Annotated in this window: 19 protein-coding genes; 12 read left to right on the forward strand and 7 right to left on the reverse strand. The window is 59.8% G+C overall.

What is annotated here, in order from left to right; genetic code table 11:
* The first annotated feature begins 22 nt into the window (after positions 1-22).
* The 3 genes from AB4Y71_RS03120 to AB4Y71_RS03130 are packed head-to-tail and all read left to right on the forward strand — an operon-like array spanning position 23 to position 2,917.
* The gene (locus AB4Y71_RS03120; RefSeq protein WP_441717899.1) at positions 23-1,246 is read left to right on the forward strand and encodes a thiolase family protein; all 1,224 of its coding nucleotides are present in this window, start codon (positions 23-25) and stop codon (positions 1,244-1,246) included.
* A 1-nt stretch (position 1,247) separates the two neighbouring features.
* The gene (locus tag AB4Y71_RS03125) at positions 1,248-2,042 is read left to right on the forward strand and encodes an enoyl-CoA hydratase/isomerase family protein (protein ID WP_441717902.1); all 795 of its coding nucleotides are present in this window, start codon (positions 1,248-1,250) and stop codon (positions 2,040-2,042) included.
* A gap of 2 nt (positions 2,043-2,044) precedes the next feature.
* On the forward strand, positions 2,045-2,917 hold the full coding sequence (locus AB4Y71_RS03130) for a 3-hydroxyacyl-CoA dehydrogenase family protein (protein WP_013349785.1): 873 nt from the start codon (positions 2,045-2,047) through the stop codon (positions 2,915-2,917).
* Between the two features lie 80 nt (positions 2,918-2,997).
* On the opposite strand, the gene AB4Y71_RS03135 is transcribed toward AB4Y71_RS03130, so the two are convergent.
* Entirely contained in the window at positions 2,998-3,900 is a 903-nt protein-coding gene (locus tag AB4Y71_RS03135) for a serine protein kinase RIO (protein WP_013349784.1), read from the reverse strand.
* A 140-nt stretch (positions 3,901-4,040) separates the two neighbouring features.
* Between AB4Y71_RS03135 and AB4Y71_RS03140 the strand changes: the two genes are divergently transcribed.
* The 3 genes from AB4Y71_RS03140 to AB4Y71_RS03150 all read left to right on the forward strand — a co-directional run bounded on the left by AB4Y71_RS03140 (position 4,041) and on the right by AB4Y71_RS03150 (position 9,104).
* On the forward strand, positions 4,041-4,763 hold the full coding sequence (locus AB4Y71_RS03140; protein ID WP_441717905.1) for a tyrosine-protein phosphatase: 723 nt from the start codon (positions 4,041-4,043) through the stop codon (positions 4,761-4,763).
* A gap of 114 nt (positions 4,764-4,877) precedes the next feature.
* Positions 4,878-7,001 (forward strand): phenylacetic acid degradation bifunctional protein PaaZ, encoded by a 2,124-nt coding sequence (gene paaZ, locus AB4Y71_RS03145; RefSeq protein WP_441717907.1) that lies wholly within the window; start codon positions 4,878-4,880, stop codon positions 6,999-7,001.
* 327 nt (positions 7,002-7,328) lie between these two features.
* On the forward strand, positions 7,329-9,104 hold the full coding sequence (locus AB4Y71_RS03150; protein WP_441717910.1) for a carbohydrate-binding module family 20 domain-containing protein: 1,776 nt from the start codon (positions 7,329-7,331) through the stop codon (positions 9,102-9,104).
* 57 nt (positions 9,105-9,161) lie between these two features.
* Here AB4Y71_RS03150 and AB4Y71_RS03155 read toward each other — a convergent pair whose 3' ends face one another.
* The 6 genes from AB4Y71_RS03155 to AB4Y71_RS03180 all read right to left on the reverse strand — a co-directional run bounded on the left by AB4Y71_RS03155 (position 9,162) and on the right by AB4Y71_RS03180 (position 15,822).
* Positions 9,162-9,875 (reverse strand): nicotinamide mononucleotide transporter, encoded by a 714-nt coding sequence (locus tag AB4Y71_RS03155; RefSeq protein ID WP_402470411.1) that lies wholly within the window; start codon positions 9,873-9,875, stop codon positions 9,162-9,164.
* Positions 9,876-10,091: 216 nt separating this feature from the next.
* Entirely contained in the window at positions 10,092-10,709 is a 618-nt protein-coding gene (locus AB4Y71_RS03160; protein WP_013349779.1) for a TetR/AcrR family transcriptional regulator, read from the reverse strand.
* A 31-nt stretch (positions 10,710-10,740) separates the two neighbouring features.
* Positions 10,741-12,060: a phenylacetate--CoA ligase family protein gene (locus AB4Y71_RS03165; protein ID WP_441717914.1), complete on the reverse strand. Its 1,320-nt coding sequence runs from the start codon at positions 12,058-12,060 to the stop codon at positions 10,741-10,743.
* Between the two features lie 32 nt (positions 12,061-12,092).
* Positions 12,093-12,539, reverse strand: coding sequence for a hotdog fold thioesterase (locus tag AB4Y71_RS03170; RefSeq protein ID WP_134779684.1), 447 nt, complete (start codon positions 12,537-12,539; stop codon positions 12,093-12,095).
* Between the two features lie 94 nt (positions 12,540-12,633).
* Entirely contained in the window at positions 12,634-13,647 is a 1,014-nt protein-coding gene (locus AB4Y71_RS03175) for a GNAT family N-acetyltransferase (RefSeq protein WP_441717918.1), read from the reverse strand.
* A 21-nt stretch (positions 13,648-13,668) separates the two neighbouring features.
* Entirely contained in the window at positions 13,669-15,822 is a 2,154-nt protein-coding gene (locus AB4Y71_RS03180) for a S9 family peptidase (RefSeq protein ID WP_441717921.1), read from the reverse strand.
* Between the two features lie 203 nt (positions 15,823-16,025).
* Here AB4Y71_RS03180 and AB4Y71_RS03185 point away from each other — a divergent pair, with 203 nt between their 5' ends.
* From AB4Y71_RS03185 to paaC, 6 genes are all read left to right on the forward strand, one after another.
* Positions 16,026-17,495, forward strand: coding sequence for an amino acid ABC transporter substrate-binding protein/permease (locus tag AB4Y71_RS03185; RefSeq protein ID WP_441717924.1), 1,470 nt, complete (start codon positions 16,026-16,028; stop codon positions 17,493-17,495).
* The gene (locus AB4Y71_RS03190; protein ID WP_013349773.1) at positions 17,492-18,247 is read left to right on the forward strand and encodes an amino acid ABC transporter ATP-binding protein; all 756 of its coding nucleotides are present in this window, start codon (positions 17,492-17,494) and stop codon (positions 18,245-18,247) included. The genes AB4Y71_RS03185 and AB4Y71_RS03190 overlap by 4 nt, the downstream gene beginning before the upstream one ends.
* Positions 18,248-18,448: 201 nt before the next feature.
* Positions 18,449-18,898: a DoxX family protein gene (locus AB4Y71_RS03195; RefSeq protein WP_441717927.1), complete on the forward strand. Its 450-nt coding sequence runs from the start codon at positions 18,449-18,451 to the stop codon at positions 18,896-18,898.
* Between the two features lie 143 nt (positions 18,899-19,041).
* Positions 19,042-20,028 (forward strand): 1,2-phenylacetyl-CoA epoxidase subunit PaaA, encoded by a 987-nt coding sequence (gene paaA, locus AB4Y71_RS03200; RefSeq protein ID WP_013349771.1) that lies wholly within the window; start codon positions 19,042-19,044, stop codon positions 20,026-20,028.
* Between the two features lies 1 nt (position 20,029).
* Positions 20,030-20,320: a 1,2-phenylacetyl-CoA epoxidase subunit PaaB gene (paaB, locus tag AB4Y71_RS03205; RefSeq protein WP_013349770.1), complete on the forward strand. Its 291-nt coding sequence runs from the start codon at positions 20,030-20,032 to the stop codon at positions 20,318-20,320.
* Positions 20,317-21,177, forward strand: coding sequence for a 1,2-phenylacetyl-CoA epoxidase subunit PaaC (paaC, locus tag AB4Y71_RS03210; RefSeq protein ID WP_441717930.1), 861 nt, complete (start codon positions 20,317-20,319; stop codon positions 21,175-21,177). The genes paaB and paaC overlap by 4 nt, the downstream gene beginning before the upstream one ends.
* The last annotated feature ends 10 nt before the right edge of the window (positions 21,178-21,187 follow it).

Raw genomic sequence — 21,187 nt, forward strand, 5'->3', positions numbered from 1 at the left:
CACTTTGGCATAAGGAGCACAGATGACCGAGGCATTTCTCGTTGGTGGAGCACGTACGCCGGTAGGCCGTTACGGCGGAGCGCTCAGTGCTGTGCGCCCCGACGACCTGGCCGCAGTGACCATCCGCCGTGTCATTGAAGACGCAGGGATCGATCCGGCACACGTGGATGAAGTGATCTACGGAAACGCCAACGGCGCCGGCGAAGAGAACCGCAACGTGGCACGCATGGCAGCCTTGCTTGCAGGCCTTCCGGTGACAGTCCCCGGGATAACCGTTAATCGCCTATGCGCCTCGGGCATGAGCGCCATTACGATGGCCAGCCATATGATCAAGGCAGGAGCTGCGGACATCGTGATCGCCGGCGGCACCGAATCCATGTCGCGCGCCCCCTGGGTGATGGAAAAGCCATCCAAGGCCTTCGCCAAGCCAGGAGCAACCTTCGACACCTCCATCGGCTGGCGCTTCACCAACCCGCAGTTCCTCTCCGGCGAATACTCGCGTGATGGCAAGGCCACCTTCTCCATGCCGGAGACCGCTGAGGAAGTCGCCCGCGTCTACAACATCTCCCGCGAGGACTGCGACCAGTTCGCCGTGCAGTCCCACGAAAAGGCCATCGCCGCCATTGAAGCTGGTCGCTTCGTCGATGAAATCGTCCCGGTGACCGTCAAGCACCGCAAGGGCGAGAGCATCGTGGACACCGATGAAGGCCCGCGCCCCGGCACCACCATGGACGTGCTGTCCGGACTGCGCCCGGTCGTCAAGGGCGGCAGCGTAGTTACCGCCGGCAACGCCTCCACGCTGAACGACGGCGCCTCGGCCATCCTGGTGGTTTCCGAACGCGCCCTGAAGAAGTACGGGCTGACCCCGCGCGCCCGCATCGTCGATGGCCAGGCCACCGGCCTGGAGCCGGAAATCATGGGCATGGGCCCAGTTCCAGCCACCCGCAAGGTGCTGGAACGTGCCGGGCTGGGCATCGAGCAGATCGGCGCCATGGAGATCAATGAAGCCTTCGCCAGCCAGTCGCTGGCCAGCATGCGCGAGCTCGGCGTGGATCCGCAGATCGTGAACCGCGACGGGGGAGCCATCGCATTGGGCCATCCGCTGGGATCCAGCGGTTCACGCATTGTGATCACCCTGCTGGGCCGCATGGAACGCGAACTGGTCTCAGCGCAGCGCAAGCTGGCGGTCGCCACCATGTGCGTCGGCGTGGGTCAAGGCTCGGCCATCTTGCTGGAAGGAGCCTAGAGTGGAAAGCCTCGATAGCGAATTCCAGACCCTCAAGGTCAGCGAAACCGATGATCGACTATGGGTCCGGCTCCACCGGCCCGAGGTGCGCAATGCGATCGACCAGGCGATGGTCGACGAACTGCATGCCGTCTGCGATTACCTGGAAAGGAATCCCAAAATCCTGATCTTGGCCGGCACTGCCAGCCAAGCGCCCAGCGCCGCGAATCCCAAGGGGAGCAAGGGGATCTTTGCTTCCGGTGCCGACATTTCGCAGCTGCGAGAACGCCGCCGCGATGATGCACTCGCCGGGATCAACTCTGGGATCTTCGATCGCGTCGCCAAGCTGCCGATGCCCGTGATCGCCGCCCTTGACGGATTTGCTTTGGGCGGGGGAGCAGAACTGGCCTACGCCGCGGACTTCCGCATCGGCACCGAAGAGCTGCGCATGGGCAATCCCGAAACCAACCTCGGCATCATCGCCGCGGCCGGCGCGACCTGGAGGCTCAAGGAGCTGGTGGGTGAACCGATGGCCAAGGAGATCCTCCTGGCTGGCAAGGTGCTCACCGGCCGGCAGTGCCTGGAAACAGGACTGATCACGGAAATGCATCCGGCCAACGAACTGGATGCGGCGGCTGAGGCGCTGGCTGATCGCATTGCGGCCCAGGATCCCTTGGCTGTGCGGATCACCAAGTCGGTATTCCACGCTCCGCGTGAAGCCCATCCGGTCATCGACACTTTGGCCCAGGGGATGCTGTTCGAATCCCAAGCCAAGTTTGAACGCATGCAGGCATTCCTTGATCGAAAGAAGAAGTAACCATGAGTGCAACCAATGAAATTGTGATGGGCCAGCTGCCTAAGTACAGCGGAGTACTCGGCGGCGGCCGCATGGGCGCGGGAATCGCCCACGCCCTGCTGACCAGCGGTAGCACGGTGGTCGTCGTTGAGCGCGATGAGGCCTCTGCGCAGGCTGCCTATGAGAGGGTCGCCGAGTCCGTCGACAAGTCCATCGCGCGCGGCGTCGTGTGCGAATCCAAAGATGAGCTCATGCAGCGTTTCTCGGTGAGCACGGACTACGAGCAATTCGCCACCGCTCAATTGGTGATCGAGGCAGTTCCGGAAATCTGGGATTTGAAGGTCTCCTCGCTGCAGGCTGTGGAGCAGGTGCTGGACGCCGAGGCCGTGCTGGCCTCGAATACGTCCTCCCTGTCGGTCAGCGGGCTGGCTAAGGAACTGGCTCGGCCCGGCAAGTTCCTCGGGCTTCATTTCTTCAACCCGGTGCCCGCCTCGACGCTCATCGAGGTGGTCATCGGCGAGCAGACTGATAAGAACCTGGTTGATGCATCGCGCAGCTGGGTACAGGCGCTGGGGAAGACCGCCGTGGTGGTCAATGACGCTCCGGGCTTCGCTTCTTCGCGCCTGGGCGTGGCAATCGCCCTGGAAGCCATGCGCATGGTGGAAGAAGGCGTAGCCAGCGCCGAAGACATCGATAATGCCATGGTCCTGGGTTACAAGCACCCGACCGGACCGCTGAAAACCACCGACATTGTCGGCTTGGATGTGCGCCTGGGAATCGCAGAATACCTCCATGAGACCTTGGGTGACCGGTTTGCTCCACCGCAGATCCTCAGGGATATGGTGGCCGAGGGCAAGCTGGGGCGCAAGAGCGGCCAAGGCTTCTACAGCTGGTAGGAAACCCGCCATATAACCTTCAGCGACAATGGCCTCCGCCGGTCAGGAATGACTGGCGGAGGCCATTGTCCCTCTGGATCCTAGAAGAGATGTCCTAGCAGTGAAGCAAAGAGCTCATCTGGATCATGTGACAGTCCCTTGGAATCAAACCACTCGCACAAATTGACGCAGTCGCGGTGCAAGAAGTCCATGCCTTGCGGATTGCCCGCCAAATCCACGCACTGCGGAACATCGATGACCACTAGGCGCTCGCCGGAAACCAGGAGGTTGTAGGCGGACAGGTCGCCATGGGCAATGCCCAATCCAGCGAACTTCTCAAGGGCGTCAGTGAGTTGATCCCATAGTGCGGGAAGCCGTGGATCAAAGCGCGCAAGCTGTTGCAGGCGGGGTGCTGCCGCCAGCGAATTGTCCGGGTCGGCAATGAATTCCATGAGGATTTCGGTGCCGTCAATCTGTACCGGATACGGCACAGAAATGCCGGCTTCGTAACAGCGCAAGAGGTAGGTCCATTCCGCGTTGGCCCACTGCAAAGCGGCGATGTCCCGGCCGTAGGCGGAATTGTTGCTGATGGCTCGATTATCGCGCGAGCGCCGGGCAGACCTGCCATCGCTATAAGCTTGCGAACGGCTGAATTGAAGGTGGTCGCGGGAGCGATAGCGTTTGGCGGCCAGTAAGCTTGAGCGCTCCTGTGTTGCTCGTTCCAACAGGAAGACGTCGCCTTCTTTGCCGGTTTTGAGGATGCCTAATTCGGTGTCTACGGCACCGGCGTCCTCAATCAGCCATAGCGGGTATGGTTGTGGCCCGCGCATGCCCTTTTCGATAAACGGCCAGGTGGAGTAGCGCTGGCCAGCCGGTGGCTCATCCGAGGATGATTCGTTCCATACAGGCTTGTGCCTGCGGAATTTGAGTTTGGTATCTGCGTCAGCGAAGTTGGACGAGGTTACCTGTGAGCTGGTGGTTGGTTCTCCAGCAGGAAAATGCATGGGGATAAGTCCTTAGAAAAAGAGATCAATGACCGGGAACTGCGGTAAGCAATCATCGTTACCCCTCCTTCAATAGACTGATTGGCAGTTGCCAATGAGTAGAACTCTACAACAGAGAATCAATATGTTGCAATGGGTAAATGAGCCAGGGCCTGAACTATCAAAAGCAAAGCGGAGATCTGGAATGGGAAGGATCCGTGAATGCGCGGCATATTTGCGGAGCCTTTTATCGAATGGGTCGCCACGAGTGGCTTAGTGCCCGGGGCTGGCAGCAAATGCACGAGGGCGGAGTCAGCAAGGTCGTGGACCTGCGCAACCCCAACGAGATCCGCCGGCGGGAGCATGACCCCGCCGTACCCCAGGCAGCGTTCTCCGGCATTGAACTGGTGAACCTGCCGCTGGAGACGCCCGGCAATCCGAGGTTCGAATCGATTGACGTGCCATATATGAATCACACCGCCATGTACAGGTTGGTGTGCGAAGAATTCGGCGACCAACTGCGTGCAGTCTTCGAGAATTTGGCGAACTCCCAAGGGTCAACCGTGATCCACTGTTCGGCAGGCCGCGACCGCTCCGGCTTGATTGCCGCCATGCTGCTGGATCTCGCAGGTTCCCGGGATCAGATTCTCGTCCATGATGAGCTGGCGGTGCGGGGTATCAATGAATGGCATCGTGTCTCGCCGCGAAAGCATCCCTACGAGAGCTATCGGGGTGAAGAAGAGCTGCGGGAAATCATTCAAGAAAGAGCCACGGCCCTGTCGGAATTCTGTGCATGGCTTGGTACGGCCCGCTCCTATCTGCTGTCCCAGGGCATGAGCGAGGAGGGTCTCGATCACCTGAGTGATCTCGCACGGAATTCCTGAGTAGCGGGCGGGGTGAGAATTCTCGCGAACAACAATTTGAGGTGTTCCCGGTCACGCTCTTGCTGATAAGGTTAAGGTTAATACTGACCGACCGTTCAGGAAGGAATTATGTCGATGTCGACAAAACAGATCAGAGTGGTACCCAGCTTTATCGCCGGAGAATGGCGGACCCCGCAGTCCGAGGGCGGAACAGAAGTCCGCGACGCCAACACCGGAGAACTTCTAGCCACTGTCACCAATGACAAGCTGGATGTTGCAGCGGCGGTGGACTATGGCCGTGGCACCGGGCATCAGGAGCTGGCCAAGCTCTCCTTGCATGAGCGCGCACTCAAGCTCAAGGAACTCGCGCTGTATCTGAACGAGCGACGCAAAGACCTTTACGAGATTTCCTTCAAGACCGGGGCCACCAAAATCGATTCCATGGTGGATATCGATGGCGGAATCGGTGTTCTGTTCACATTCTCATCCAAGGGCCGCCGTGAACTTCCCAATAGCAATGTCATCCTGGACGGGCCAACGGAACCGCTGAGCAAGGACGGCTCTTTTATCGGCACGCATATCTACACCGCAATGAGTGGTGTCGTGGTGCAGGTCAACGCGTTCAACTTCCCGGTATGGGGCATGCTCGAAAAGTTTGCCCCGGCGTTTATCGCTGGTGTTCCCACCATCGTCAAGCCAGCGACTCCAACGGGGTACCTCACCGAGGCAGCCGTGAGGATGATGCTGGAATCAGGCATCCTTCCCGAAGGGTCCCTGCAGCTTCTCTCGGGATCAGCCCGCGACCTGATGGACCACCTCGACTACCGTGACATGTTCGCCTTCACCGGCTCGGCTGCCACGGCCAGCAAGCTGAAGTCCCATCCAAATGTCATCGACGGGGGAGTGCGCTTCGCAGCAGAAACCGACTCCCTGAACGCGGCCATCCTCGGCCCTGATGCAGAGGAGGGAACAGCGGAGTTCGAGGCCTTCGTCAAGGTCGTCGTCACCGAGATGACCTCCAAGGCCGGCCAGAAATGCACCGCGATCCGCCGCAATATCGTGCCTTCCCATCTGGTAGAACCGGTCATTGCCGCCATCGGCCAGCGAATCGAGCAGCGGGTTGTCATTGGCGACCCCCGCGTCGAGGGCGTGACCATGGGTGCCTTGGCTTCCCTGGAACAGCTGGCTGATGTGCGTGCTGCAGTGCAGGACATGATTGACGCTGGTGGCGAGCTGGCCTTTGGCCGCCTGGATGCCCCAGCCGTACGCGTGGCGCCAGAACGCGACGCCGTGGCCGAATTCGGTGCCTTCATGTCTCCGGTGGTTCTGCGATGGGCCGATGCCCGCAACCCGCTTGTGCACTCCCGCGAGGCGTTCGGACCGGTCAGCTCCGTCATCGGCTACGACAATCTTGACGAAGCCGTGCGGCTGGCCGCCATGGGTGCAGGGTCGCTGGTAGCCACCGTGTGCAGCAATGACACCGACACCGTGCGTTCACTGGCCCTGGGAATCGCCGCCCACCATGGCCGCGTGCACATCCTGAACCGGGAAACCGCGCGATCAACGACCGGTCACGGTTCACCAGTGCCACACCTGGTCCATGGTGGCCCAGGGCGCGCCGGCGGCGGCGAGGAGCTGGGCGGAATCCGATCAGTGAAGCACCATATGCAGCGCACTGCCGTTCAGGGCTCGCCGAATATGCTCACTGCGCTCAGCGGCGTGTGGCATGCCGGTGCTGAACAGCGCCTGGCCGGATGCGAAAAGTTCGGCGGCCAGGAGCAATACACGCACCCGTTCCGCAAGTCGCTGGCCGAGCTGCAAGTAGGCGATGGCTTCGCCTCTGATCTGCGCGTAGTGAACCTTGAAGAGATCAGCGAATTCGCCAAGAAAACTGGCGACACCTTCTACGCCCACACCGATGCAAAGGCAGCCGAAGCGAACCCGTTCTTCCCGGGAATCGTCGCCCACGGGTACCTGCTCGTGTCGTGGGCTGCCGGCCTCTTCGTAGAGCCAGCGCCGGGGCCAGTGTTAGCCAACTACGGATTGGAATCCCTGCGCTTCATCACCCCGGTGGCTGCCGGAGATTCAATCCGCGTGACCCTGACGGCCAAGAAAATCACGCCGCGAGTCACCGATGAATATGGCGAGGTCGCATGGGATGCGATCTTGCACAACCAGAATGATGAGATTGTCGCGACCTACGATGTCTTGACCTTGGTGGAGAAAGAAAACCTCACCTACGCCAACTTCGAAGGCTAAAACGCAACTTCAGCAAGGGTGGATGCCGTCAACCACGGCATCCACCCTTTTGCGTGCTCGGAGCCAGGACAGCTTTGCCGGATATCTATGAAAGCGTTTCCAATTTTGGCAAGATTTGACGCGGAGTGAAAAAATTTTAGGGCAATTTACGCGGACAGTTTCGCGGGTTTAATGTATTTACAGAAATTTACTTATTGGAGAGAGCTAAGAAAACGCTTACAGTTGTGTCGCAGGTCATGCGTTGATGGGGAACGTGTGGTTGAGCGATCCCGACGCTGTCGCGTCGAGCTATCGCAGCCCGATCATCACAACATAAGGAGTTTTTCTGTGGAACTTTTGCCACCACGCGCCAAATCAACACAACGCCGGCACGGAGCCAGGACGGTGAAGCCGGTGGCAGCACTCGGCGCCTCGCTCGCCCTGCTCGCCGCACCGTTGTTCGCAGCACCCGCCCAAGCCGCCACCCCATCCAACGACGGCAAGGATGTCATCCTCAACCTGTTCCAATGGAACTGGAATTCGGTAGCCCAGGAATGCGAGTCCAGCATCGCCCCAGCAGGATATGGCTACGTCCAGGTCTCGCCTCCAGCTGAGCACCTGCGCGGCACTGCATGGTGGACCTCGTACCAGCCGGTGAGCTACAAGGTGGACTCGAAACTGGGCAACCGCGAGGAATTCTCCGCCATGGTCAAAAGCTGCAACGACGCAGGCGTGAAAGTGATCGCAGACGCCGTGGTCAATCACATGACCGGAGCCGGGCAGACCGGTACTGGAACCGCAGGCTCGGCTTTCTCCGATGACAACTTCCCCGAGTATTCGGCCCAGGACTTCAACGATTGCCGCACCAACATCACCAACTATGCCGACCGCTGGCAAGTGCAGCACTGCCGCCTCGTGGGCTTGCAGGATCTGAAAACCTCCAGCAGCTACGTCCAGCAAAACATCGCCGACTATCTCGATGACCTCGTCTCGCTTGGGGTATCCGGATTCCGCATCGATGCCTCGAAGCACATGCCCGCAACGGACCTCGAAGGCATCAAATCCAAGATGAAGAACCCCGGCGTGTACTGGGTGCACGAGGTGATCGGGGCGTCGGGTGAACCGATCCAGGAAAGCGAGTACCTCGGCAGCGGCGACTCGCACGAATTCGACTACTCGCGACAGCTCAAGCATGATTTCGACGCGCAAATCGCCAACTTGCGTTTCATCGGCGACGGCAAGCTCACCAGTGACCGGGCCGGGGTTTTTGTCACCAACCACGACACCGAACGCAACGGCGAATCCATGAACTACAAGTGGGGCGCCAAGTACCTGCTGGGCAATGTTTTCATGCTGTCCTGGCCCTACGGGTCACCCACCGTGTATTCCGGATTCGCGTTCACCGACAAGGATGCAGGCGCTCCGGGCGCCAGTGACGCATCGGTACCCAATGCCGACTGCGACTCCTCCGCCTGGACCTGCGAACAGCGGCAAGATGAAATCACCGGAATGGTGGGCTTCAACAACGCCGTCGGCGACGCGGCTGTCAGCAATTGGTGGGACGATGGCGGCAACCAGATCGCATACGGCCGCGGCAATAAGGGCTTCGTAGCCATCAACAACACCTCGGCGGCAACCACCCGCGAATACACCAGCTCGCTGGCCGGTGGCACCTATTGTGATGTGGTGTCCGGAGGCGATTGCTCGAAGACCATCACTGTGGGCGCCGACGGCAAGTTCACCGCGACACTGCCTGCCTACGGTGCCATGGCCCTGCACATCGGTGCCGTATCCGATGGCGGATCAGGAACGCCGGATCCGGTCGAGGACACCGCTGATGTCAGCGTCGCGGTCACCGCCCAAACCGTCATGGGGCAGAACATCCGCATCGTCGGCAACCAGCCGGAACTAGGCAGCTGGGATCCGGCCAAGGCGCCACAGCTATCAGCTGCCAGCTACCCGAGCTGGAGCGGAACGGTGGACCTTCCGGCAGGAACGCAGTTCGAATACAAGTACGTCAAGTACGACCAGAGCGGCAATGCCACGTGGGAATCAGGGGCCAACCGCATCGCGACCGTGAATGCGGACGGTTCCCTGAACCTGAATGACAGCTGGCGCAATTAGCCACAAAAAAATGATCCCGCCCCAGTTCACACTGGGGCGGGATCATTCTAGGTTCAGCTACTTTTCGGTTTTGGCATTCAGCTTGTCCAAGGTTGCCTGCTTGGCTTTTTGCAAGGCCAGCTCTTCCTCGTCCAGCTCGACCTGCACCGGCTCGGCAGCCTGGGCAGGAAGGCCGCGCCACAGGAAGAAGCCATACACAGCTCCCAGAGCGATGAATACGAACAGGCCCATCATGCCCAGCATTGGGGAGATCAGGAAGTAGATCACCAGATCGGCAATGGCGGCCAGAGCCAAGACCAGCCAGCCGGTGCGCACGCCGCGAGCGATCATCACGAAAGAGGCGAAGATGGCTGCATCAGCGAAGTAGAGGACCCAGATTTCAGGGGTTGCGCTCATGAAGCCGCCGTTGAAGAGGAACGGGCCGAAGCGCAGGGCAACGAGCAGGATCAAGCCCATGAGCAGGCCGACCGCTGACCAAATGGTTACCGGGGTGCTGGTGACTATGCGGGTGAATTTGCCGTTGAGCTTGAACAGCGAGAAGCGCCACAGGCCGAAGACAGCGATCAACAGCAGCGGCACGGCGTAGAGCAGGCCCATCAGGTCGTACTGCAGCGAGGTGATGACGGGGCCGGTGAAGGCGCCCAGGATCAAGGTCCACCAGCCCAGGTCATTGCGGTGCGCCAGCAGTACTGCAGAAATGAAAACTAGCAGCATGCTTGCCGCAGAGAGCAAGATCTGGACATAGGAACTACTGCTTTCGGCGGTAGCCATGAAAAGGGTTTCTAAGAGGGAATCCACAGCGCTCTTCACTTGGTTGATCGAGAATGACTGGTGCTAAAGCACCCCTTCGATGCTAACGGCGATTTCTGTGAGGAAGACAAGATTACAAGGAGGCATACGCCACATTGCCGCTTGCCCTGTGGCACGCTTAAACGACGCTGGCTCCCACCGATCAGGTGGGAGCCAGCGCAAGATGCAATCCAGCGATTAAGCCGCTGTGGTGTGCAATCCGTTGAAGAGCAATGAAATGGCTTGGTCTTCCAATTCTGGTCCGTTGATCGGACCGTCAGCGCGGTACCAATCCACTACAGAGTTGATCAGGCCGAACAGCAACCTGGCCGTGGCCCGCGGTTCCAAGTCCGCGCGCAGCTTGCCGTCGGATTGGGCTGCGGTGACCAGCTCAGCGAGCTGGCGGTCCATCGCCCGTCGGCGCTGAAGAGCTTGGCGTTCCAGTTCGGTGTTGCCGCGCAAGCGCAGCAGCAGTGTCACGTAGGAACGCTTGGCCAACAGGATCCGGAAGGTAGCGCGCAAGAAGAATTCCAAACGCTCATCGGCGCTGCCCTCATGGGAGCGGACCTCGGCGATCACCGCTTCCAGGGGAATGAGCGCTTCATCCAACGCCAGACGCAGCAGGTCCTCTTTGGAAGGGACGTGGTGGTAAATCGCGGACTTGCTGATACCCAGCCGGTCAGCGAGCTTGCCCATGGAGGTCGCGTCGTAGCCGTATTCGTTGAATGCCTCTACGGCAATACGCAATACGGTTTCCTGGTCGTACCCGGGGCGGCCACGCTTGGCCGGACGGTTCACAATATCGGTAGTTTCCATGATTTATCGATTATCCCATGTGCTCACTGGGTTAGCTGTTGCGCAGATCAAAGATGCGCTTGAGCTTGCCCATGGAACGCTCCAAGGATTCTGGCTCGACCACGTCGATGGCGCAGGAAGAACCGACGTGGATCTTGATCAGCTTGGCCAGCTCCTTGGCCCCGTTGGCGGCGTCCCCGGATGAGGCATCCATGCGGCGCTCCACCTTCACTGCCAGCTGGTCCATGCGGTCTGGACGGGAAAGGATGAGCTGGAAGTGCGGCGAAAGCGATGGCACCTTCAGGATCAATTCCTCGATCTGGCTTGGGAACAGGTTCACCCCGCGCAGGATGATCATGTCATCGCTGCGTCCGGTGATCCGGCCCATGCGACGGTGACCTGGGCGGGAGGTACCTGGCATCAGGCGGGTCAGATCATGGGTGCGGTAGCGGATGATTGGCAGTGCCTGCTTGGTCAGCGAGGTGAAGACCAGCTCGCCGTGTTCGCCGTCCGGCAGCACCTTGGTCTCGTCGAAGGCGTCAATGATTTCTGGGCGGAAGTGGTCTTCCCAGATGTGGCTGCCGTCCTTGCGTTCGCCGTTCTCGCCAGCCACGCCAGGGCCCATGACTTCGGACAGGCCGTAGATGTCGCAAGCGGTGATGTTGAACATCTCTTCCAGCTCGTGGCGCATTTCCTCGGTCCACGGTTCCGCGCCGAGCACGGCAACCTTCAGCGAGGTGGCACGAGGGTCCAGGCCCTTGCGCTGCATGGCATCGCCAATGGTCAGCAGGTAGGTCGGGGTGCACAAGATAGCATCCGGCTCGAAGTCCTGGATCAGGGAAATCTGCTTATCGGTCTGTCCGCCGGACATCGGAATGACGGTGGCACCGAGGTATTCAGCTGCCGCGTGGGCACCGAGGCCGCCGGTGAACAGGCCGTAGCCGTAGGCGTTGTGCACCTTCCAGCCTGGCTTCACGCCGGCCATGCGCAGGCAGCGGGCACCGAGCTTGGCCCAGTCTTCCAAGTCCTGCTTGGTGTAGCCGACCACGGTCGGCTGCCCGGTGGTGCCAGAGGAGGCATGGATGCGGGCGATCTCATGCTGCGGTACCGCGAACATGCCGAAGGGGTAGTTCTTGCGCAGGTCTTCTTTGTCGGTGAACGGGAACTTGGCCAGATCGGCCAGTTCTTTCAGATCATCCGGGTGCACCCCAGCGGCATCGTACTTCGCCTTGTAGTACGGAACGTTGTTATAAGCATGGTGCAGCGTTTCCTTCAGACGGGTCAGCTGGATCGCTTCGATCTGCTCGCGGCTCATGGTCTCTTCTGGATCAAGCGGATTCGGAAGGCTGTCGCGGTCGGTGTTCTGAGACATGCTGAAACTTTCGTGTGGAGTGGGCTGGGTGCTTAGCGGCTTTGAGGCTTTGGGACCGTGCGCGAACGTCCGCGGAACTGCGCCACGGTTTCAATTGAGCCGTCGGCCGCTGGCTGGGTCACCGTGATGTCATAGATCCCGCTGCGTCCTTGCTGCGAGACTCGGTTGCCGGTGGCGGTCAGCACTCGTCCGGGTATTGCTGGCTTGAGGAAGTTGACGTCAGCGCCCGAAGCGACCGTGATGGTCTCATCGGAGCCCTCCTGCGGATTGCAGGTCAACGCAAATGCCGTGTCTGCTAAAGCGAAGATCATGCCACCGTGGCCAATACCAAAGCCGTTGAGCATTTCCTGGCGCAGCGTCATCGTGATGACTGCGTGCCCATCGGAGACCTCGACGACTTCGATTCCCATCCACTGGGTCGCGTAGTCATTGTGGAGAATGGCGTGTGGGACCGTATTCCCTACTTGCGTTTCGCTCATCGTCTTCCTTCGCCGAATTATTTACCGAACGATCATTAGGTAATAACATTATGTGAGCTAAGTCAAGTTGCACCAGTGGATTCGCGGTACTGTTTCAGCCAGCGAAAATCCGGTCGTGAACCGAGCGGATGAAAGGCTCTTTGATCCGGTTATAGTCCATGACCAGACCATTTGCTCCGTCAGCAGCAGCCAGTGCGCATGCAGCTTCCCGTTTAATTGCGGCGTATGCCGTCCTGTCCGCTTCGTTTTGTTTCAGGTGCTCGCGAAACATCAGGTGCCGCAGATACTCGGGGCTTCCCGCGCTGAAGACATGGATATTGGCATCGGCCAATCCCGAATTTGCTGCAGGCTTGAGCATGCGGTGGCCGTACCATCCAGGTTCCCTGTGCCAGAGGACCAGGCCGGCAGACTCCAGCGCCGGAACATAGGCGTTCTCTTGGTTCGCATCGGGAACCAGCAAAATCACATCGATGATGGGTTTGGCAGGCAAGCCGGGAACTGACGTTGAACCGGTGTGCTCAATAGCCAGCGCAGTTGAGCCCAGCGCTTGGGCGAGGCACGCGTGCAGGGCGAGGAAATCCGGGACCCAGTGCGGCGATGGTTCAGCAATCTCGATCAGGCCGCGCAACAGTTCGCCGCCCACCGCCTCATATTCGGGGTCTTCCTCGGGCTGGCTGTTGAGCAGCGGGAAATAGGGCAGGGTGCACAAGAAGCGTGCAGCATCCGGCCATCTCGGATCGGTGGAGGATGCGGAAACGACGCAGCCGATGGCACGGTAGAAATCAACCGCATCAGCTGCGGTGGTGGCCCAAAGAATTTTCTTCTGGCTGTCGCAAAGCTCGAAGAGCAGCGCCCGGCCCAGGCCCTGGTGCTCGTGGGAGCCGTCAACTGCCAGATATTCAACGCATAGCGCGTATTCGTCGCTGTGCCGATAGGCGACCAGCGCCACGATCTGGCCAGTGGCAGCGGCCTGGACAAGAACCTGCAGGTTCTCGCATTCATCGAGCAGTGCTTCAAGCTCCTGCTCGTTGGCAGGTTCGGCGGCCAGCACCAGCAGCTGGCGTACCGCCGGATCGTTGCGGTAGTCGCTGATGTTGATATGGTGCATGGCCGCCGTTTCCTTAGCTAGCTAGATTTCTTCGGTGCATCCCAAGGCGTCCAGGGCGAAGGCGTAGTCCCAGGCACGAGCCTTCCAGGACTCGTAGCGTCCCGACGCGCCGCCATGGCCGCCATCCATTTCGGTCTTCAGCACGATCGGGGCATCCCCGGTGCCGATTTCACGCAACTTGGCCACCCACTTGGCCGGTTCCACATACAGTACACGGGTGTCATTGAGCGAGGTGACCGCAGCGATCTTCGGGTAGTCCTGCGCGGTGACGTTTTCGTAGGGGGAGTAGGACTTCATGTAGTCATACACCTGTTTGCTCTCAATCGGGTTGCCCCATTCTTCCCATTCAAGGGCCGAGAGCGGAAGCTCTGGATCCAAGATGGAGGTCAGGGCATCGACGAATGGCACCTGCGCGATGATCGCGGTGTACAGCTGCGGCGCCAGGTTCGCGATGGCACCCATCAGCAAGCCACCGGCTGAACCGCCCAAGGCGACAATGCGCTGCGGATCGGCGACGCCGGAATCGATCAGGTGCTGGGTGGAGTCGATGAAGTCGGTGAAGGTGTTCTTCTTATTCAGCTTCTTGCCCTGCAGGTACCAGTCGCGGCCCAGCTCGCCGCCACCGCGTACGTGGGCAATGACAAAGACCACGCCGCGATCAAGCACGCTCAGCCGCGGGATGCCGAACCCGGGGTCCATCGAAGCCTCGTAGGAACCGTACCCGTAGATCAGCACCGGTTGCGGAACCGAGATATCCAGATCTGCCCGGCGCATGATGGTCAGCGGAATCTTGGTGCCATCAGCGGCCGTGGCCCAATCGCGGGTGGACAGGTACTTGGCTGGATCAAAGTCATTGACCGGGGTCTGCTTGCGCAGCACCAGCGACTGGTCCGCCAGCCACAGGTCGTAGACGCGTGCCGGGGTGAAGTCCGCGGTATAGCCGATTCGGATCAGTGGAGCATCGAGTTCGGCGAAGGTGGCCGAGGCGGTGAACAGCTCATCGTCGAAATCCGGTTCAATCGCTGGCTGCTGAGCCTTAGTGCCCAATCCGTCCAAGGCGATGAGCTGTACGCGCTCGCAGGTATCGCGGCGAACCGAAAGCACCACGTGGGTTGCGGTCAGTGCGGTGCCCTCGACCTTGACAGTATCTTCGTGGGCCACCACGGTCTGCCACGTGGCTGGGTCGGTGTCCGCGCCCAGCTCATCCAGGCTCGCCAGCGACACCATGTTGTTCGGTGCCTGATGGTCATGGGTGATCAATGCCTGATTGGTTCCAGGCATCAGATCCACTCCGTGCAAGATGCGCAAGGTGCGTGGCACCAGCAGGGTTACCTCTGCTGCAGGAGCGGTCAGATCCAGGATGCTGGTCTCGGCGTATTCGGAGTTGCCGCTGGAAATCATCAGGGTCTTGCGATCCGGGCTCAAGTCGAAGCCCAGCCACATGCCCGGGTCATTTTCTTCGAAGACGATCTTGTCTTCGGCCGGGCTGGTGCCCAACCGGTGCGCACGGATCTGGTGCGGACGCCAGGTCTGGTCAACCACGGTGTAGAAGACGGTTGAGGAATCAGGGGAGAAAGCAATCCCGTAGAACACGCCTTCAATGGTGTCAGCCAGCAGCTGGCCTGTTTCCAGGTCCTTGATGTACAAGGTGAACCGCTCATCGCCGGCGTTGTCCACGCAGTAGGCGAGCAGGTTGCCTTCCTCATTCAGGGCCATCCCGCCCAGGGAGAAGAACGGCTGGCCTTCGGCTAGCGCATTGCCATCAAGCAGCACCTCTTCTGCGGGCAATGCGTTCTGGGCATCGATGACCGGGGGAGTCCAGTTGGCTACCTGGTCCTCGGTGTCCACGGCCTTGACGCGGCATTGGACGGTGTACGGCTTGCCTTCGGCTGAACGGGTGAAGTACCACCAGCCGCGTCGACGTACGGGAACCGACAAATCGGTTTCCACGGTGCGCGCTTTGATCTCGTTGAACAGCGAGTCCCGCAGCGGCTGCTGATGCGCTGCGACGGCATCGGTGTATTCATTTTCTGCGGCCAGATGCGCAAGTACCTCTGGGCTGCTCTTCTCGCGCAACCACTCGTAGTTGTCAACGAAGTCATCGCCGTGGAAGCTGCGGGTGGTGGGCAGCTTCGCGGCACGCGGAGGTTTGGCAGTCAACGATTCAGGAGTCATACCCCTATTCAATCCCACAGTTGGCCTTGTTGAGGACAAGCTATGCTCAGCGCGGACAGATCAGCGGTTTCAAACGAATAACGATGCAAGTCCACGCGGGGTGTGGGCTACCGGCTGGGCTTTAATAGTCCTAGGCTTGCAGGCAGAACGTATCATCTGCACCTTGGGCCTAGCGCCCTTCAGCACGAGAAAGCGATACATCAGTGGAAAAGAAGAAGAGAATAGTTGCCCGCACCGGGCACCTGAGAAGGTGGATAGCCGCCGCTGCCATCGGTTTGATGGCAGTGGTCGTTGGAGCACCTTCAGCACTGGCTCAAAGCAGTGAAAACGTCGAGGACCAGACTTACGTCATCGGCACCGATACGACTTTCGCACCGTTTGAGTTCCGCCAGGACGGTGAACTGACCGGTATCGATATGGATCTTTTGCGCGCGATCGCCGAAGATCAGGGATTTGAAGTTGAAATCCGGTCACTGGGCTTCAACGCCGCCTTGGCCGCACTGTCCTCCAACCAGGTTGATGGCGTCATTGCCGGCATGTCGATTACCGATGAGCGCAAGGAGATCTATGACTTCTCCGAGCCTTACTTCGAGTCCGGCGTGCAGATGGCTGTTGCCGCGAACAACGAAGACATCACCAGCTACGAGGATTTGAAGGGCAAGACGGTTGTCGCCAAAACTGGTGCCGAGGGTGAGAGTTACGCCAAGTCCATCGCGAAAGAATACGGTTTCAAGGTCAAGTCCTTGGACCAGTCGGCGACCATGTATGAATCGGTCAAGGCCGGTTCAGCCGTTGCCGTCTTCGATGACTACCCGGTGCTGGCCTACGGCATTGCCCAGGGCAATGGCCTGAAGACCGTCACCGATAAGGTGCCAGGCGGTTCCTATGGCTTCGCAGTGAACAAGGGCGAGAACACCGCCTTGCTGGCTGCCTTCAACGACGGCCTGGCCGAGCTGAAGGCCAGCGGCGAATACGACCAGATCTTGGATTCCTACCTGGCAGATCCCACCGCGAGCACCCCGGGCAACTTCTTTGACCTGCTGGTCAAATCCATGCCGGCATTGATGACCGGTCTGTGGCACACCCTGCTGGTCACGGCGATCTCCTTCGCGATTGCCATGGCCTTGGGCCTGGTCTTCGGCTTCATGAAGATCTCGGGCAACATCGTGTTGCGCGGTATCGCTACGACCTTCGTGAATATTTTCCGCGGCACCCCGTTGCTGCTGTGGGCGTTCATGTTCTACTTCGGCCTGCCGCAGCTCACCGGATGGGAGATCAGCGTCTGGACTGCAGGTGTGCTGACCCTGTCGCTGAACGCTGGCGCTTATGTCGCTGAAATTGTCCGTGGTGGTATCCAGTCGGTGGATCCAGGCCAGCTGGAAGCATCCAGGTCGCTGGGTCTGGGCTACGGCAAGTCGATGCAAAAGGTCGTGATCCCGCAGGCTTTCAAGATGATGACCCCGTCATTGATCAACCAGTTGATCATCAGCCTGAAGGACTCCTCACTGCTGCTGGCTATCGGATTTACCGAGCTGCTCTACCAGGGCCAGCAGATCTACGCAGCGAACTTCCGAGTTACTGAGACGCTGTTGATCGTGGGCATCATCTACTTCATCGCCATCATGGCCCTGACCAAGTTGGCTAATTATGCCGATCGGAGGTTCAACAAGTGAGCACCGTAACTGAGCAAAGCTCCAACGTGAAGATCCAGGTTAAGGACCTGCATAAGTCCTTTGGCTCCAATAATGTCCTCAAGGGCATCGACATGGATGTGCGTGAAGGCGAAGTGGTGTGCGTGATCGGTCCTTCGGGCTCCGGCAAGTCAACCTTGCTTCGCTGCCTGAACAAGCTCGAGGACATCACCTCGGGCCAGGTGATTGTCGATGGCTTTGATGTCACCGACCCGAAAGTGGATATCAATGAGGTGCGCCGGCATGTGGGCATGGTGTTCCAGCACTTCAACCTGTTCCCGCATATGACGGTTGCAGAGAACATCATGCTGGCCCCGGTTGAGCTCAAGAAGATGAGCAAGTCCCAGGCCCGCGAACGTGCGCTGGAGTTGCTGGAGCGTGTGGGTCTGCGCGATAAGGCTAATGCCCGCCCGGCTTCGCTCTCCGGTGGACAGAAGCAGCGTGTGGCCATTGCCCGCGCTCTGGCCATGGCTCCGGGGATCATGCTCTTCGATGAAGCCACCAGTGCGCTGGACCCGGAAATGGTCGGAGAAGTTCTCCAGGTCATCAAGGAGCTTGCTGATTCGGGCATGACCATGGTGCTGGTAACCCACGAGATGGGCTTTGCCCGCGAAGTCGGTGACCGTGTCATCTTCATGGCTGACGGTGTGGTGTGCGAGCAGGGAGATCCCGAGCAGCTGTTCGGTAACCCGCAGCAGGAACGTACCCAGGACTTCTTGTCCAAGGTGCTCTAGCGACCCAAGGGCTTGTGCCCAGCATTGGTCCGTGCGGCCGGTCCCAGCTCACTGCTGGGGCCGGCCGCACGGCTTTTTCTTGGGATGAAGGTTACTGCGTCAAGAATATTCATATGGTTGAAGCTTCAAGCTATCCTCGATAAGGTTGAAGCAAAGCAAAACGGGGATATCCCGCTGTCGTAAATACTTAGGAGCTTGACCATGAATACCCTTGCTAACAACCCACGCCTGCAGGTCGCGGCACGAATCTTGCTGCGCCTGGCTTTCGGATTCCTCTTCCTGGCACATGGGTGGCAGAAGTTCTTCCAGTACACCATCGAAGGAACCACCGCGACCTTCGGCCAGATGGGCGTTCCAGCTGCCGGACTTATCGCGCCAGTAGCTGCGACTCTTGAAATCGTCGGCGGCGCGGCCATCATCCTCGGCCTGCTAACCCGCGTCTTCGCCGGCCTGCTGGGACTGCAGATGGTTGCTGCGCTGTTCATGGTTCATGCGCCAGCCGGTGTCTTCGTTGAGAATGGCGGCTTCGAGCTGGTTCTGGCCTTGGCTGCCGGCGCGTTGGCCCTGTTCCTGGTTGGTCCAGGCCGCATCTCGCTTGACGCCTTGATCTTCAAGAACCAGCAGTCCAACAAGGTGCTCGTCAACGCCTAGCCATTGCTTTCAACAAGCCTTCGGGGGTCCACTCTCGGAGGCTTGTTGCGTTTAACTGGCGGTGTCATGTTGACGTGATCGAGCGCACTCTGACATACTGAACGAACGGTCAGTATGTAATTTGTTTTCGATGAGGTGAACCCATGGCCCCGACCACACCGCAGGAGCCGGGACTAAGTGCCGTCCCGAGCTACGAAGAAGAGCAGTCCCTAGCGCGTTTCGACGCGTTGATTGATCAGGATTCACGCGTCGAACCACGCGACTGGATGCCTGAGAAGTACCGCAAGACCCTCAGCCGCCAGATCTCCCAGCACGCGCACTCCGAAATCATCGGCATGCAGCCTGAGGCCAACTGGATCACCCGTGCTCCATCGCTGAAGCGCAAGTCCATCTTGATGGCCAAGGTGCAGGACGAAGCCGGTCACGGACTCTACCTCTACTCGGCTGCCGAGACCCTGGGCACCACCCGCGATGAGTACAACGAGCAACTGCTGTCAGGCAAGGCCAAGTACTCCTCGATCTTCAACTACCCGGCACGCACCTGGGCAGATATGGGTGCTATCGGCTGGCTGGTCGATGGTGCAGCCATCGCCAACCAGGTTCCGCTGTGCCGCGCCTCCTACGGCCCCTACGGCCGCGCCATGGTCCGCGTGTGCAAGGAAGAATCCTTCCACCAGCGCCAGGGCTTCGAAATCCTGCTCTCGCTCTCCCGCGGAACCGACGCGCAGAAGAAGATGGCACAGGATGCCATCAACCGCTTCTACGAGCCCTCCCTGATGATGTTCGGTCCGCCAGATGACCAGTCGCCAAACTCCCAGCAGTCCATGGCCTGGAAGATCAAGCGTTTCTCCAATGACGAATTGCGCCAGCGCTTCGTTGGCATGATCGCCGAACAGGTCAAGGTCCTGGGCCTGACCCTGCCAGACCCCGAGCTGCACTTTGATGAAGAAAAGAAGCAGTGGATCCACAAGGATCTGAACTGGGATGAATTCATGGCAGTGATCAAGGGCAACGGCCCGGCCAACGCACAGCGCCTGGAGCGCCGCCGTGAAGCGCACCGCGAAGGTGCCTGGGTCCGTGAAGCAGCCGCAGCATACGCAGCAAAACAAGCACAAAGTGAGGTCGCCTAGCATGAGCCAACAGAGCAATTGGCCCCTGTGGGAAGTATTTGTCCGTTCCTCCCGTGGACTCTCGCACGTCCACGCAGGGTCCCTGCACGCACCGGATGCCCAGATGGCAGTGCGCAACGCACGCGATCTGTACACCCGCCGCAATGAAGGCGTCTCCCTGTGGGTTGTGAAGTCCACCGACATCATCAGCTCCGACCCGGATGAGAAGGATTCGTTCTTCGAATCCCCCCAGGGCAAGGACTACCGCCACGCGACCTATTACAAGGCCAGCGAGGGAGTGAAGCACCTGTGAAGCACGAAGAACTCGACGCCCAGCTCGACAGCTTCGGCGATGCGCTGGCTTCTGCCACCCGCGTCACCCCGGGCAACGCACTGCGCCCGGAAGACATTGCAGTCGGTGGGGTCAAGCCCAGTGGCGAAGTGGCGCAGTATGCGCTGACCTTGGGCGATGACGCCCTGATCCTGGCGCAGCGTATGTCGCACTGGATCTCGCGTGCTCCAGAACTGGAAGAAGATGTTGCCCTGGGCAATATCGCCTTGGACGTCCTGGGCCACGCCCGCTCGTTCCTGACCTACGCCGGACTGGCATGGGACAAGACCGAAGATGACTTGGCCTACTGGCGCGAGGAAGAAGAATTCACGTCGCTGTGGATCGTGGAACAGCCAAACGGGCACTTCGGCGTGACCATCATCCGCCAGCTGATCGTTTCGATCTTCCAGAACCTGCTGTACAAGCAGCTGACGCAGTCCAAGGATGAAACGCTGGCCGCCATCTCGGCCAAGGCCGTCAAGGAAGTCGACTACCACCGCGACCACGCGATCCAGTGGACCATCCGCCTGGGCCAGGGCACCGAGGAATCGGCAGCCAAGATGCGCCACGCGCTGGAAATTCTCTGGCCATACGTCGATGAGATGTTCCGCGATGAAGCGGTGCACCAGAATCTTCAGGACATCGCCGTGCTGCCATCGACCCTGCGCGCAGCATGGGAAGAAGAAATCACCGCGGTACTGGCCGATGCCGGCTTGGAAATCCCGGCAACCGGACAAGCCATGGCCTATGGCCGCCGCGGCGAGCACTCCGAGCACCTGGGCTACCTGCTGGCAGAGATGCAAGTTCTCGCCCGCAAGCATCCCGGTGCCAGCTGGTAACCACGCAACT

The sequence above is a fragment of the Glutamicibacter sp. MCAF14 genome (assembly GCF_052114325.1).
GTDB lineage: Bacteria > Actinomycetota > Actinomycetes > Actinomycetales > Micrococcaceae > Glutamicibacter > Glutamicibacter arilaitensis.

What these genes read in the sequence shown, in the direction of transcription:
- AB4Y71_RS03120 (WP_441717899.1), top strand. Translation starts at nt 23, where the DNA reads ATGACCGAGGCATTTCTCGTTGGTGGAGCACGTACGCCGGTAGGCCGT.
- AB4Y71_RS03130 (WP_013349785.1), top strand. Translation starts at nt 2,045, where the DNA reads ATGAGTGCAACCAATGAAATTGTGATGGGCCAGCTGCCTAAGTACAGC.
- AB4Y71_RS03135 (WP_013349784.1), bottom strand. Translation starts at nt 3,900, where the DNA reads ATGCATTTTCCTGCTGGAGAACCAACCACCAGCTCACAGGTAACCTCG.
- AB4Y71_RS03140 (WP_441717905.1), top strand. Translation starts at nt 4,041, where the DNA reads ATGAGCCAGGGCCTGAACTATCAAAAGCAAAGCGGAGATCTGGAATGG.
- paaZ (WP_441717907.1), top strand. Translation starts at nt 4,878, where the DNA reads ATGTCGACAAAACAGATCAGAGTGGTACCCAGCTTTATCGCCGGAGAA.
- AB4Y71_RS03155 (WP_402470411.1), bottom strand. Translation starts at nt 9,875, where the DNA reads ATGGCTACCGCCGAAAGCAGTAGTTCCTATGTCCAGATCTTGCTCTCT.
- AB4Y71_RS03160 (WP_013349779.1), bottom strand. Translation starts at nt 10,709, where the DNA reads ATGGAAACTACCGATATTGTGAACCGTCCGGCCAAGCGTGGCCGCCCC.
- AB4Y71_RS03165 (WP_441717914.1), bottom strand. Translation starts at nt 12,060, where the DNA reads ATGTCTCAGAACACCGACCGCGACAGCCTTCCGAATCCGCTTGATCCA.
- AB4Y71_RS03170 (WP_134779684.1), bottom strand. Translation starts at nt 12,539, where the DNA reads ATGAGCGAAACGCAAGTAGGGAATACGGTCCCACACGCCATTCTCCAC.
- AB4Y71_RS03175 (WP_441717918.1), bottom strand. Translation starts at nt 13,647, where the DNA reads ATGCACCATATCAACATCAGCGACTACCGCAACGATCCGGCGGTACGC.
- AB4Y71_RS03180 (WP_441717921.1), bottom strand. Translation starts at nt 15,822, where the DNA reads ATGACTCCTGAATCGTTGACTGCCAAACCTCCGCGTGCCGCGAAGCTG.
- AB4Y71_RS03195 (WP_441717927.1), top strand. Translation starts at nt 18,449, where the DNA reads ATGAATACCCTTGCTAACAACCCACGCCTGCAGGTCGCGGCACGAATC.
- paaA (WP_013349771.1), top strand. Translation starts at nt 19,042, where the DNA reads ATGGCCCCGACCACACCGCAGGAGCCGGGACTAAGTGCCGTCCCGAGC.
- paaB (WP_013349770.1), top strand. Translation starts at nt 20,030, where the DNA reads ATGAGCCAACAGAGCAATTGGCCCCTGTGGGAAGTATTTGTCCGTTCC.